General features: G+C 74.4%; 12 protein-coding genes. 10 read left to right on the top strand and 2 right to left on the bottom strand.

Annotated elements, in window-relative coordinates; genetic code table 11:
- Positions 1-87 precede the first annotated feature (87 nt).
- On the bottom strand, positions 88-1,365 hold the full coding sequence (locus H9652_RS09785) for a GTP-binding protein (RefSeq protein WP_191796068.1): 1,278 nt from the start codon (positions 1,363-1,365) through the stop codon (positions 88-90).
- A 117-nt stretch (positions 1,366-1,482) separates the two neighbouring features.
- On the opposite strand from H9652_RS09785, the gene rpmB reads away from it, so the two are divergent.
- The 7 genes from rpmB (at position 1,483) to H9652_RS09750 (ending at position 8,808) form a co-directional block, all read left to right on the top strand.
- Positions 1,483-1,719 (top strand): 50S ribosomal protein L28, encoded by a 237-nt coding sequence (gene rpmB / locus H9652_RS09780; RefSeq protein ID WP_191796067.1) that lies wholly within the window; start codon positions 1,483-1,485, stop codon positions 1,717-1,719.
- Entirely contained in the window at positions 1,719-1,886 is a 168-nt protein-coding gene (gene rpmG, locus H9652_RS09775) for a 50S ribosomal protein L33 (RefSeq protein ID WP_030150366.1), read from the top strand. The genes rpmB and rpmG overlap by 1 nt, the downstream gene beginning before the upstream one ends.
- A gap of 10 nt (positions 1,887-1,896) precedes the next feature.
- Complete coding sequence (gene rpsN, locus H9652_RS09770; RefSeq protein WP_138822196.1) at positions 1,897-2,202, top strand: 30S ribosomal protein S14; 306 nt, start codon at positions 1,897-1,899, stop codon at positions 2,200-2,202.
- A gap of 23 nt (positions 2,203-2,225) precedes the next feature.
- Positions 2,226-2,531 (top strand): type B 50S ribosomal protein L31, encoded by a 306-nt coding sequence (locus H9652_RS09765; RefSeq protein ID WP_138822198.1) that lies wholly within the window; start codon positions 2,226-2,228, stop codon positions 2,529-2,531.
- 288 nt (positions 2,532-2,819) lie between these two features.
- The gene (locus tag H9652_RS09760) at positions 2,820-3,101 is read left to right on the top strand and encodes an HU family DNA-binding protein (protein ID WP_030150363.1); all 282 of its coding nucleotides are present in this window, start codon (positions 2,820-2,822) and stop codon (positions 3,099-3,101) included.
- Positions 3,102-3,315: 214 nt separating this feature from the next.
- Positions 3,316-4,602 (top strand): YibE/F family protein, encoded by a 1,287-nt coding sequence (locus H9652_RS09755; RefSeq protein WP_191796066.1) that lies wholly within the window; start codon positions 3,316-3,318, stop codon positions 4,600-4,602.
- A 63-nt stretch (positions 4,603-4,665) separates the two neighbouring features.
- Positions 4,666-8,808: an SCO7613 C-terminal domain-containing membrane protein gene (locus H9652_RS09750; RefSeq protein WP_191796065.1), complete on the top strand. Its 4,143-nt coding sequence runs from the start codon at positions 4,666-4,668 to the stop codon at positions 8,806-8,808.
- Between the two features lie 69 nt (positions 8,809-8,877).
- Here H9652_RS09750 and H9652_RS09745 read toward each other — a convergent pair whose 3' ends face one another.
- On the bottom strand, positions 8,878-9,351 hold the full coding sequence (locus H9652_RS09745) for an Lrp/AsnC family transcriptional regulator (RefSeq protein WP_191790132.1): 474 nt from the start codon (positions 9,349-9,351) through the stop codon (positions 8,878-8,880).
- A 159-nt stretch (positions 9,352-9,510) separates the two neighbouring features.
- Here H9652_RS09745 and pdhA point away from each other — a divergent pair, with 159 nt between their 5' ends.
- From pdhA to H9652_RS09730, 3 genes are all read left to right on the top strand, one after another.
- Entirely contained in the window at positions 9,511-10,704 is a 1,194-nt protein-coding gene (gene pdhA / locus H9652_RS09740) for a pyruvate dehydrogenase (acetyl-transferring) E1 component subunit alpha (RefSeq protein ID WP_191796064.1), read from the top strand.
- Entirely contained in the window at positions 10,701-11,732 is a 1,032-nt protein-coding gene (locus H9652_RS09735) for an alpha-ketoacid dehydrogenase subunit beta (protein WP_191796063.1), read from the top strand. Before pdhA ends, H9652_RS09735 begins: the two co-directional genes overlap by 4 nt.
- A partial coding sequence (locus H9652_RS09730; RefSeq protein WP_318244078.1) for a biotin/lipoyl-containing protein occupies positions 11,732-12,269 on the top strand: 538 nt, incomplete at its 3' end. The genes H9652_RS09735 and H9652_RS09730, both read left to right, overlap by 1 nt.

The following is a 12,269-nucleotide window of genomic DNA, read 5'->3' as shown; positions in this document are numbered from 1 at the left end:
TCGGTGACTCGGGTCGGCCGCTCGTCGACCCGGACGCCCCCGGCCGCGTCACGAGTCCCGGGGCGTTCCCGCGTCCCTCGTCACTCGTCACACGGCGTCGCTGCGCTCACCGAGCCACGGCGCGAGCACGTCCTCGCGGCCGAGCCACCGCAGGCCGCCGTCGGCGACCTCCTCGCGCGTCGCGAGGATCTCGTCGAACGCGGCGACCAGGGCCGCGCGGTCGTCGGCCGAGTCGGCCGCGCCCGTGACGACGAGCCGCGTGCGGGGTGCGACGTCGTCCCACGTCCCGACCGCCCCGATGCTGAGCTGGCCGCCCGCGCCGTCCCACGCGCACATCGAGTCGGGCCGGTTGGGCACCCAGAACACGCCGCGGCTGCGCAGGCGCCCGGTGCCCAGGCGGCGGACCTGGTGGAGGAGACGCTCGGGGTCGAAGGGCAGGTCGGACGCGAGCTCGAGGGTCCAGGTCCCGGTCGCGTCGTCCTGCCCGACGACGGCACGCACCCCGAGCGGGTGCGCGCGTCGTTCGGCGACGGTCGCGTCGTGCGAGGCCGCGGACAGGTCGGCGAAGCGGAGCCGCTCGAGGCCGTCGACCCGCGTCGAGGTGTCCGCGCGCAGGCGGTCCACGAGTCCCGATCCGGTGCGTGCGCTCGCGCGGCGCCGGTCCCGTGCGGCGTGGACCGCCGCGTGCCCGCCCGGGCGGGTGGCGTCGTCGGGCGGGCTGGGCGGGGCCGGCGACCCGTGGGAGCCGTGGGAGCCGAGCGTGGACGCGCCGAGTTCGGGTGCGGGCGGCGCGCCGGTCGTGACGACGAGGTCGGCGTGCTCGACCTGTGCGGCGAGCACCTCGCCGACCGAGCGGTGGTCCGTGGGGGTGAGCGCGAGCCCGCGCTCCTCGAGGAGGTCGTCGTCGAGGAGGTCGGTCTCGACCGCGGCGAGGTCGACGACCGTGAGGACCGTGGCGAGCCGCAGCCCGTCGAGCGCGCCGTCGGGGCGGGCGGCGGCCTCGAGGGCGCGCACGACGGGCAGGGGCTCGGCGGACACGGGCAGCGCGAGGAGGACCTCGTCCCAGCGGCCGTCGTGCGCGAGCGCGTGGAGGGTGGGGATCGCGTCCTCGCGGACCGCGCACGACAGGCACGCGTGCTCGAGGTCGACGAGCGTGTCCTCGACGACGCCCGTCGCGTCCACGACCAGGCGCCGCAGCGTGCCGTCCTCGGCGTGGATGTCGTGGCGCAGCGCGACCGACCGCGGCGTGTCGGTCACGAGGCCGAAGATCGCGGTGTCGCGCAGCACGGGATCGATCGTGGCGAGCACGCTGAGCGGGACGCCGGTCCCGGACGTGCGGGGGTTCCCGGGAATATCTGCGGGCATGCGGACGCTCCACCTCTACAGAGAACGGTTCTCATCAGTCGGGAGCATACCTCTTGACGAGAACGGTTCTCAATAACTAGTGTCGGGTCTCCACGACCCACCGAAGGGAAGTCCGTCATGTCCGCCGTCTGCCAGGTGCTCGGCACCTCGCCGGGGTTCGGCCGTTCGATCTCGCACTCGCACGTGCGGACCAAGCGTCGCTTCGACCCCAACATCCAGCACAAGCGCTACTGGGTGCCGTCCCTGGGCCGGCATGTCAGGCTGAGAGTGAGCGCCCAGGGGATCAGGACGATCGACCGTCGAGGGATCGACGTGGTCGTCGCCGGAATCATCGCTCGAGGGGAGAAGGTCTGATGGCAGCACGCACCGAGCTGCGCCCCGTGGTCAGGATGCGTTCGACCGCAGGGACCGGGTACACCTACGTGACCCGCAAGAACCGCCGCAACGACCCGGACCGGCTGACCCTGCTCAAGTACGACCCGGTGGCGCGACGGCACGTCGCGTTCCGCGAGGAACGGTAAGGGGAGCCGCATGGCCAAGAAGTCCAAGATCGCGCGCAACGAGCAGCGCGAGGTGATCGTCGCCCGGTACGCCGAGCGGCGCGCCGAGCTCAAGAAGATCATCGCGTCGCCGAGCGCCTCGGACGCCGAGAAGGAGGCCGCCTCGACCGAGCTGCGCAAGCAGCCCCGCGACGCGAGCGCGACCCGCCTGCGCAACCGCGACGTCGTCGACGGTCGTCCGCGCGCGTACAACCGGCGCTTCGGGCTCTCCCGCATCAGGCTGCGCGACATGGCGCACCGCGGCGAGCTCCCGGGCGTCACCAAGTCCAGCTGGTAGTCGAGACACGTAGAGGAGCACCCATGAAGAAGGACATCCACCCCGAGTACGGGCCGGTCGTGTTCCGCGACATCTCGGCCGACTTCGCCTTCCTGACCAGGTCCACGCTCGCCGGGAGCTCGGCGTCCGGTCCCGGGCGCCCGGACAAGACGATCGTGTGGACGGACGGCAACACCTACCCGGTGGTCGACGTCGACATCTCGAGCGCGAGCCACCCGTTCTACACGGGCACCGCGCGCGTCGTGGACACCGCCGGACGCGTCGAGAAGTTCCGTCAGCGCTACGGCAAGGGCGCCACGGGAGGCGCGGCGAAGAGCGACGGTCGCTGAACGGCCCTCGCTCGGCCGACGAGCCGGCGCCCTCGACGAGCCGTCCACCCTGCGGGGTGGGCGGCTCGTCGCACGCCCGGTAGGGGGTCCGGAGGCGCCCAGTAGGTCACATTCGGCGCGGATCGGACAAGATTCTGCGCTCAGAGGAACCGTTTCGGCGCGGAAACGCGCGCAGAACCCCGTAGATTCCTTAGTGTTGTCCACGAAGTCCCGCCTCAGGGCTGGCAAACTGAGACCTCAACGTCTCGCGGTGCCCACCGCGGGGCGTGAACCGATGAAGGGATCCGCATGTCGCTCAACAAGTCTGAGCTCGTCTCGGCCATCGCCGCAAAGTCCGACCTCACCAAGGCTCAGGCCGAGAACGCCCTCAACGCGTTCCAGGAAGTCCTCGTCGAGTCGCTCGGCAAGGGCGAGGCCGTCAAGGTCACCGGCCTCCTCTCCGTCGAGCGTGTCGAGCGTGCCGCTCGCACGGGCCGCAACCCCCGCACCGGCGAGGAGATCCAGATCCCCGCTGGCTTCGGTGTCAAGATCAGCGCCGGCAGCCTCCTGAAGAAGGCCGTCACCAAGTGATCTTCGCGGCGCGCTGAGGCGTGCCGCACCGCGGGGCCACGCCCCGCATCCCGTGCAGAGGCCCGGGTGACCGACGACGTCGGTCGCCCGGGCCTCTGTCGTCCCGTGCCGAAGGGGTGGGGCCCGGCGCGTCGCTTGCAGCGATAACCGTTCTCATTCTCTAGGGTGGGTGAGTTCCTGGGCGTGCGCCCGACCGGCTGATCCGAAGGGCGTCATGAGCCACCACTCCCACGGGCACTCCCACGGAAGCGGCCCGGCGCTGCCCGCGACGCGGCGGGTCAGGATCGTCCTCGCGGCGATCCTCGTGCCGGCGCTGCTCCTGACGATCGTCGGGCTCGTCGCGCTCTGGCCCCGCGCCGCCGACCTGCCCGACCAGATCCCGTTCACAGCCCAGGGAACCCACGTGGTGCACGGTGTCGTCACGGGCGAGGCCGAGGTCGAGACCGGGCTCGTGCCCGTCCGTCTCGACGACGGCACCGAGACCGAGGTCGTGGCCCCGCCCGAGTACGTCCACCACGGCTTCGACGTCGGCGACCGCCTCCGGATGCTCTACATCTCCCAGGCCGAGGGCGACGGCAGCACCCCCTACGCGTTCCTCGACTTCGAGCGCGGGATACCGATCGCCGTGCTCGCGATCGCGTACGCGGCGCTCGTGCTCGCGGTCGCCAGGCTGCGCGGCCTGGCCGCGCTCGCAGGACTCGTGGTCGCGCTCGTGACGATCGGGCAGTTCACGCTGCCCGCGCTCCTCGCCGGGCAGAACGTCCTCTACGTGGCGCTCGTGACGTCGTCGGCCGTCATGTTCGTGGTGCTCTACGTCGCGCACGGGTTCACGGTCCGCACCTCGACCGCGATGGTCGGGACCCTCGTGGGCCTCGTCCTCACCGCTGTCCTCGCATGGTGGGGCGCCTCGACCTCGCACATCACCGGGCTCACGTCCGAGGAGGCGCTGTGGCTCCCGTCCTACGCCCCCGGGATCGACCTGCAGGGCATCGCGGTCTGCGGCATCGTCCTCGCGGGCATGGGCGTGCTCAACGACGTGACCATCACCCAGGCCTCGACCGTGTGGGAGCTGCGCGCCCTCGCGCCCTGGGCGTCGCGGCGCGAGCTCTTCACGCGGGCCATGCGCATCGGCCGGGACCACATCGCCTCGACCGTCTACACCATCGCGTTCGCCTACGTCGGCGCGGCCCTGCCCCTGCTCATGGCGGTCTGGCTGTCCGACCAGGCGCTCGGCACGAGCCTCACGTCGGGGGAGATCGCCGAGGAGGTGGTGCGGACGCTCGTCGGGTCGATCGGGCTCGTGCTCGCGATCCCGCTCACCACGGCCATCGCGGCCGTGACGGTACCGAGCGAGCCGGCCGCGTCCAGGGTGCCCGTCGAGCCGACCGGACCGACGGAGCCTGCCGGGCGGACGGAACCTGCCGGACGTACCGCGCCGGACGGGGCCGTCGGACCGGTCGGACCGGCCGACGCCCTCGCCCGGAGCACGCCCTTCACCTGATCCGCACCGACACCCCACGGGACGGTCCGGTGAGCGCCCCTGGGAGTTCGCCATGATGTGCGCATGAGTGAACAGTGGGTCGAGGTCGCGACGTCGCGGCTTCGCGACCAGCACGCCTGCCCGGGCTGCGGAGCCGTCCTGACGTCGACCCGCTGCGGTGACTGCGGCCTGGTCCTGACCGGCCCCTGGGCCGTCGAGGTCCTGCGGGCGTCGCGCGAGGCGGCCTTCGCGCTCGAACGGCGGGCCTCGGCGCTGCGTGCGCTCCGCACGGCCGACGAGCGCGGGCTCGCGCCGGAACGAGGCACCCGTCCGGTCGCGAACAGCGTCGGGCTCGCTCCGGCGGCCGTTCCTGCACCGAGGGCCGACGGTCGCCCGCGCCCCGCCGCCTCGCGTCCCCTGTCGCCCGTGCGCACCGGCGGCCCGACGACGACCGTCGCCGTCTCGGGCACGGCAGCCACTGGTTCCCCGGCCCCGGCGTCCCCCGCCCGGTCGAGCCTCGGGCTCCAGCCCATCCTCGCGAGCGCCGGGGCGGGCCTGCTCGCGGTCGCCACGATCGTGTTCGTCTTCTTCACGCTCGCCGACGACCTTGCGGTCCGCACCCTCGTCACCGACGTCGTGACGCTCCTCGCGCTCGCGACGGCCGCGTTCCTGCGGACGCGTGGGATGGGCGCGTCGGCCGAGTCGATCGGGGCGCTCGCCGTCGTGCTGCTGCTCGTCGACGTCGAGCTCGTCGTGAGCGCGCGCATGCTCGGCGGGGCCGACCCGGCGCTCGTACGCGGCTCCCTGCTGCTCCTGGTGGTCGTCGGGCTCCTGGCTGCCGGGAACACGGTCCGCATGCGGAGCTGGGTCGCGGCCGGCCTGATCCTCAGCCCGGTCGTGCCCGTGGTCCTCGCCGGAGCGTTCGACGGACTGACCGCGTCGACCTTCGCCGCCTTCTCGGTCGCCCTCCTGGCCTCCTCGCTCGTGACCGTGCTCGACCTGCCTCTCCTGCGCCGCTCGCGCGAGCGGCTCGGGTCGCCCCTGACCCTCGAGCAGACCGTGCTCGACGTCGTGCGGTTCCTCACGTTCCCCACCGGTGTCGTGCTGGCGCTGCTCGTGCCCCCGCTTCCCGGGGTCCCGGGCTGGAGCGGTGCCGCCCTGCTCGTGCTGCTCGCCGCGGGCACGGCCTTTCTGCTGGCAAGGTTCACGGGGCAGCGTGCGTGGTGGAGCGCGACGGGCGGGGCGACGGTCCTCGCGGGGGCGCTCCTCGGCGTCGGCTCCCACCCCACGTGGCTGGCGAGCGTGCCCGTCGCGGGGCTGCTCGCAGGAGCCGTCCTGGTCGGCGTCGCGACGTGGGCCCGGGCCGACCGTCGGACCCGCGCCGCGCTCGTGGCCGGCGGGTCGGCCGTGCTCGGCCTCGCCGCGCTGCCCGCGGCGGCGTACGGGCTGACCGGCCTGCTCGTGTCGGCCTCGACGATCCGGCCGACCGGCACCTCGTGGTCGTTCACCACGGACCGCCTCGCCGAGGTCGGGACGCTCGACGACGCCGCGACCACGGCCGCGCTCGTCGGCATCACGGCCCTCCTGCTCGCGATGCTCGCGGTCGGCCGCCTGGACCTGGGACCGGCGGCACCGAAGGCGTCCGGACCGGAGACCGCCCACCAGGCGGCGCGCGAGGCCGCGTCGGCGGCGACCGCACCGGCGGTCCCCGCTCGGACCGGGCTCGCGCGCGCCGCGGGCGACTCCGCGCCGTGGGCCGCGCTCGTGCTCGCCCTCGGGGTCGCGCTGCACCCGGCCTGGGCCGCGGTCACGAGCTTCGCGGCCCTCGCGGTCGTGGCGTTCGCACTGTTCGTGGTCGCGGGCCGGTTCGCGCAGGCACGCCGGGCGTCGGCCGCCGCGGCCGCCGCGACGTCGACGACCCCGGGGGCCCCCGCCCCGGCGCCCAGCGCCCAGTGGCCCCTGGGTGCCTGGGCCGTCGCTGCGCTCACGGGCGGCTTCGTCGCGACGGGGCTCACTGCCCTCGTGGCCTGGGCGGCGCGCCCGACCGTGGTGCTGAGCGGCGCCGTCGTGCTCGCGCTGCTGCTGTTCGCCCGCCGCACGGTGCCCGCCCTGGTGCACCCGTTCCTCGTGGGGGTCGGCTACGCGTACGCGCTGCTGGTCCTCGGGACGACGCTCGGCTGGGCGGGCCTCGGCACGACCGAGGCCGTCGCGGTCGTGTCGGTCACGGCGTCGGTCGTCGCGATCGTCGTCACGCGGGTCCGTGCGGTGGGGCAGCCGTCGTGGTGGGCCGTGCTCGTCACGACGTCGGTGCCCTTCCTGCTGGGCGTCGCGACCGTGCTCGACGAGCGCAGCTGGTGGTCCGCCGCCGCGGCGGCGACCATGCTCGCGCTCGAGGGCGTGCTCGTCCTGACCCGACGGGCCGAGATGGCGCGCGCGGTCCGCGTGGCCGCGGCAGGCCTCCTGCTCCCGACGGCGTCGGTCGTCCTGGTCTGCCTCGGCGCCGAGCTCGTGCCCGGCAGCGCGTCGCCCGTGGTGCTGCCGCTCGTCGCGATACTGACCGCCGCGGCCGTGGTCGGGGTACCGTCCGCCCAGGCGTACCTGACCGCGCGCGGGCTCCCGGGCCGGCACGTGCTCGACGCGGGACGTGCGGTCGAGGTCAGCGTGCTCGTGACCGCGTTCCTCACGGTCGTCCTCGCCCTGGTGCGCGTCGCGGCGGGCCCCGAGACCACTGCCGTCGTGCTCCTCGTCCTCGGTGCGGGGGCCGCGGTCGTCGCCGGCCGCCCGGACCGCCGCTGGGCGTGGTGGGTCGCGGGCGGGCTGTGGGTCGGCGCCCTGTGGGCGTTGCTCGCCCTGCTCGACGTGGGGCTCGTCGAGGCGTACACGGCGCCGCCCGCGCTCGCGACCGTGGTCGTCGGCGGGCTCCTGGCCCGGCGCTCGCCCACGGGCCGGCACCTGGCGGCGTGCGGGCTCGGGCTGCTGGTCCTGCCCTCGCTGCTCGTGTCGATCCTCGTGCCCGAGGGGGACACGTGGCGCAACCCCACGGTCCTCGCCCTCGGCCTGGTCCTCGTCGCGGCCGGTGAGACGGCCCGCCGCCTCGCGACGCGGGGCACCCGCGTGAACGCGACCTGGGCGGCCGACGCCGCGTCGCGTCTCGCGCTCGCCGCGATCCTCGCGTCGGTCGCGGGGCTCGTCGCGGCGCTCCAGTCGACCCAGGCGGCCGGGGCCGCAGACCCGACCCGCGTCTACCTCGTCGCGCTCGCCTGGTCCGCGGCGGGGGCCACGCTCGCGGCGCTCGCGGGCGACCGCCTCGTCGCCGCGGTCGCGCCCTGGGTTGGCGCCGGCCGGGGGACCGAGGTGCCCGACGGCGCCGCTCCCTACCCGCTCGACCCGACCCTTCGCCGGTGGTGGGCCGCACCCGCGCTGGTGCTCGCCGTCGTCGGGCCGGTCGGGGCCGTGGGGGAGAGCTGGACCGTGATCGCCCTCGCGTGGCTCGTCGAGGTCGCGCTGCTCGTGCTCGTCGTGCACACCGTGCGCCGGGCCGTGGCGACCACGCGCCGCGAGGACCTGCGGTGGCCGCCCACGTGGTTCGTGTGGGCGCTCGCGCTCACCGCCGCGATCGGGGCGTGGAGCCCGCGCGAGCTGCGCGTCGAGGTCTTCTCGCTGCCGCTCGGTGCGGGCCTGCTCGTCGCGGGGTACCTGGCGTTCGCGGCGACGACGCGGGCGGTCGCCCGGGCGGGGGACGGGGGCTCCGGCGCTGGTGGGTCGACGGGGACCGGGGTTGGCGGGTCGGGCGGCGCGACGACGGGCGGCGGGCCGGTCGGCGTGCCGGTCGTGGCGCGGCCCCGGCTCGCCGACTGGCCCGTCGGGTACGCCGGGTCGTGGCGCACCCTCGCGCTGGGGATCGCGGCGACGCTCGGCCCGTCGGTCCTCGCGACCTACACCGACGCCCGCACGTGGCGGGCCGTGCTCGTCGTCGGGCTCGCGCTCGCGGCCGTGCTGATCGGGACCAGGTTCCACCTCGCCGCGCCGTTCGTGCTGGGCGTCGTGGTGCTGCCGATCGAGATCCTCGTGGTGTTCGTGAGCCAGCTCGGCACGGCCATCTCGGCCGGGCCGTGGATGCTCACGCTGACGGCCGCGGGCGGGCTGCTGCTCATCATCGCGGTGTACTACGAGCGGCGCATGGCCGCGTTCGACGGCGCCGCGGCGTACCTGCGCGACCTGCGGTAGGGGCGGCCCGGTGGCACCGCCCGGCGGCACTGCCCGGCGGCCGGACCGCCCGGCCGGCGGGCGCCCGTCCTAGAGGGTCTTGCGCGCCCGCTCGATCAGCGGGCGCACCCGGTACGGGATGAGCTCACCCATCGAGAGCGACGTCTCGGTGCGCTCGACCCCGTCGATCGCGAGGATCGCCGCGTCGATGCGGAACAGGTGGTCCGTGGTGCGGCACGCGACCAGGACCCGCAGGTCGGAGGTACCGCTGCGCCCGTGCGCCTGGAGCACCTCGGGGATCTCCGCGAGCGTCGCCACGATGCGGCTGAGCTCCTTCTGCTTGACCTCGACCTCGATGAACGCGGTCAGGGGGTGGCCCAGGAACTCCGGGCTGATGCGCCGGTCGAAGTCGAGGAACGCCCCGGCCTCCTCGAGGTGGGCCATGCGCGCGTGCACCGTGTTCCGTGAGAGCCGCAGGCGCTCGGCCAGCGCGACGATCGTGCCGCGCGGGTCCTTCGCGAGCGCGACGAGGAGATCGAGGTCGACGGCATCGTAGCTGCGCACAGTGTTCAGCCTAGCCCGACATCCGGGAGCAGAACGCGCAGCCTTTTCGCGATGACTGGAGCCATGTGCGGGGCGGGGCTACGTTCGCGGTATCCGGTGCTCGACGGTGAGCGGCGGGGTGCTCGACGACGAGCACGGGAGCAGACGCGAGGTGACGCGATGACGCCCAGCAAGGTGGACAGCCGTGTCGAGCCGCGGACGACACAGGACGTCGTCCAGGTGCTCGACGAGGCCGGTGCACGCCACGGATCGGCGGAGCAGGACCGGTGGCTGGAAGGACTCGACGCAGACCCCGCGGCGGCCCTTCGACTGTACGAGGACATGGTCGTGGTGCGTCGGATCGACGCCGAGGCCACGGCTCTCCAGCGACAGGGCGAGCTCGCGCTGTGGCCCCCGCTCCTGGGGCAGGAGGCCGCGCAGATCGGCTCGGGCCGGGCGCTGCGCGCCGACGACTTCGTGTTCTCCAGCTATCGCGAGCACGCCGTGGCGTACACGCGGGGGGTCGCGCTCGTCGATCTCGTGCGGGTGTGGCGAGGTGTGACGGCGTCGGGCTGGGACCCGTACGCCGTGAACATGGCGACGCCGCAGGTCATCATCGGCGCGCAGACGCTGCACGCGACGGGCTACGCGATGGGCATCCAGAACGACGGGGCCGACGCCGTCGCGGTCGCCTACCTGGGCGACGGCGCCATGAGCCAGGGCGACGTCAACGAGGCGTTCGTGTTCGCTGCGACCTACCGGGCGCCCGTGGTGTTCCTGTGCCAGAACAACCAGTGGGCGATCTCCGAGCCCGTGACGCTCCAGTCGCCCGTGCCGCTCGTGGACCGTGCCGCGGGCTTCGGCCTGCCGGGCGTGCGCGTCGACGGCAACGACGTCCTCGCGGTGCACGCCGTGACGCACGAGGCCCTCGACCGGGCCCGCACGGGTGGCGGCTCCACGTTCATCGAGGCCGTGACCTACCGCATGGGCCCGCACACCACGGCCGACGACCCCACGCGCTACCGCGACCCCGCCGAGCTCGAGACGTGGGCCGGACGCGACCCGATCTCCCGGTACCGGGCCTACCTGACCGACCGTGGCCTGCTGACCGAGGCCGAGGAGACGCGGGTCCAGGGTGTCGCCGACCAGGCAGCGGCCGAGCTGCGTGCCGGGTGCATCGGGCTCGAGGACCCGTCCGCGCTCTCGATCTTCGACCACGTGTACGCCGAGCCGCACGCGGCGCTCGCGGCCGAGCGTGCCGCATACGCGCAGTACCTGGAGGGGTTCGCCGACTCCTCGGGGCCCGACGCCGGCACGAGCACCCCAGGCACCGGCGCCCCCAGCCCCTCCGACGCGAAGGACGGTGCCCGATGACCACCCTGACGCTCGCCAAGGCCCTCAACGCAGGCCTGCGCCGCTCGCTCGCGAACGACGACAAGGTCGTCGTCATGGGCGAGGACGTCGGCCGCCTCGGCGGTGTGTACCGCGTGACGGACGGCCTCCAGACCGAGTTCGGCCCGCGTCGCGTGCTCGACACGCCGCTCGCGGAGTCGGGCATCCTCGGCACGGCCGTGGGGCTCGCGTACCGCGGCTACCGTCCCGTGTGCGAGATCCAGTTCGACGGGTTCGTGTACGTCGCGTTCGACCAGATCGTGTCCCAGCTCGCCAAGATGCACGCCCGCACGGGCGGCGCGGTGCGCCTGCCGATCACGATCCGCATCCCCGTGGGTGGTGGCCTGGGGGCGGCCGAGCACCACTCGGAGTCGCCCGAGGCGTACTTCGCGCACACCGCGGGCCTGCGCGTCGTGACGGTCTCCGACCCGCAGGACGCGTACACCGTGCTCCAGCAGGCCATCGCGTGCGACGACCCGGTCGTGTTCTTCGAGCCCAAGCGCCGCTACCACCTCAAGGGCGAGGTCAACGAGGCGGCTGACCTGCGCTCGGCCGACCCCATGGACGCGGCGCGCGTCGTCGTGCCGGGCACGGACGTCACGCTGGTGACGTTCGGGTCGCTCGTCACGACGGCCCGGGACGCCGCGGTCGCGGCCGCCGACGAGGGCGTCTCGATCGAGGTCGTGGACCTGCGCTCGCTCTCGCCGATCGACCACGCGACGGTCGCGGCGTCGGTCCGCAAGACGGGTCGGCTGGTCGTCGCGCACGAGGCCCCGCACCAGGCGGGTCTGGGGGCGGAGGTCGCTGCCGCCGCGACCGAGCGCTGCTTCGACCACCTCGAGGCCGCACCGGTGCGCGTCACGGGGCACGACGTCCCGTACCCGCCCGCCAAGGCCGAGCAGCACCAGGTCCCGGACCTGGACCGGATCCTCGACGGCGTGGACCGTGTCCTGGGGCGCGGGGCGTACGGGGCGTCGGAGTACGCGCCGTTCGAGGGGGTGGCACGGTGATGGCCACGCGAGAGTTCCTCCTGCCCGACCTCGGCGAGGGCCTCACCGAGTCCGACCTCGTGAGCTGGCACGTCGCTGCGGGCGACCGGGTCGAGCTCAACCAGGTCATCGCGGAGGTCGAGACGGCCAAGGCCCTGGTCGACCTCCCGTCGCCCTACGCGGGCGTCGTCACGGTCCTGCACGCCGAGCCGGGGCAGACGGTCAACGTCGGCGAGCCGCTCGTCACGTTCGAGGTCCCGGACGAGGCGGGAGCGTCGGGGGGCGTCACGCCCGGCGGCACCACGTCAGCCGGGCGTCCGGCGGACGGGGACGCACCAGCCGGGGGGCCCGACGGCGCCGCGTCGGACGCGCGAGCGGCCGGCGGCGGGCAGGACGCGGCCGAGGACGTGCCCCAGCCGAACCTCGTCGGGTACGGCGCGCGGCCCGAGCGATCGGGCCGCCCCACGCGGCGAGCACGCCGATCGCCGGCGAGCTCCACGGGCGAGATGCGGCCACGTGGGGTCGAGGACAGGGGAGCCACCCCAGATGGCCGCATCT

The organism is Oerskovia rustica, from assembly GCF_014836555.1.
GTDB lineage: Bacteria > Actinomycetota > Actinomycetes > Actinomycetales > Cellulomonadaceae > Oerskovia > Oerskovia rustica.
The sequence above is the reverse complement of the archived record's forward strand: the minus strand, read 5'-3'. Positions and strand labels throughout refer to the sequence as shown.

What these genes read in the sequence shown, in the direction of transcription:
- H9652_RS09785 (WP_191796068.1), bottom strand. Translation starts at nt 1,365, where the DNA reads ATGCCCGCAGATATTCCCGGGAACCCCCGCACGTCCGGGACCGGCGTC.
- rpmB (WP_191796067.1), top strand. Translation starts at nt 1,483, where the DNA reads ATGTCCGCCGTCTGCCAGGTGCTCGGCACCTCGCCGGGGTTCGGCCGT.
- rpmG (WP_030150366.1), top strand. Translation starts at nt 1,719, where the DNA reads ATGGCAGCACGCACCGAGCTGCGCCCCGTGGTCAGGATGCGTTCGACC.
- rpsN (WP_138822196.1), top strand. Translation starts at nt 1,897, where the DNA reads ATGGCCAAGAAGTCCAAGATCGCGCGCAACGAGCAGCGCGAGGTGATC.
- H9652_RS09765 (WP_138822198.1), top strand. Translation starts at nt 2,226, where the DNA reads ATGAAGAAGGACATCCACCCCGAGTACGGGCCGGTCGTGTTCCGCGAC.
- H9652_RS09760 (WP_030150363.1), top strand. Translation starts at nt 2,820, where the DNA reads ATGTCGCTCAACAAGTCTGAGCTCGTCTCGGCCATCGCCGCAAAGTCC.
- H9652_RS09755 (WP_191796066.1), top strand. Translation starts at nt 3,316, where the DNA reads ATGAGCCACCACTCCCACGGGCACTCCCACGGAAGCGGCCCGGCGCTG.
- H9652_RS09750 (WP_191796065.1), top strand. Translation starts at nt 4,666, where the DNA reads ATGAGTGAACAGTGGGTCGAGGTCGCGACGTCGCGGCTTCGCGACCAG.
- pdhA (WP_191796064.1), top strand. Translation starts at nt 9,511, where the DNA reads ATGACGCCCAGCAAGGTGGACAGCCGTGTCGAGCCGCGGACGACACAG.
- H9652_RS09735 (WP_191796063.1), top strand. Translation starts at nt 10,701, where the DNA reads ATGACCACCCTGACGCTCGCCAAGGCCCTCAACGCAGGCCTGCGCCGC.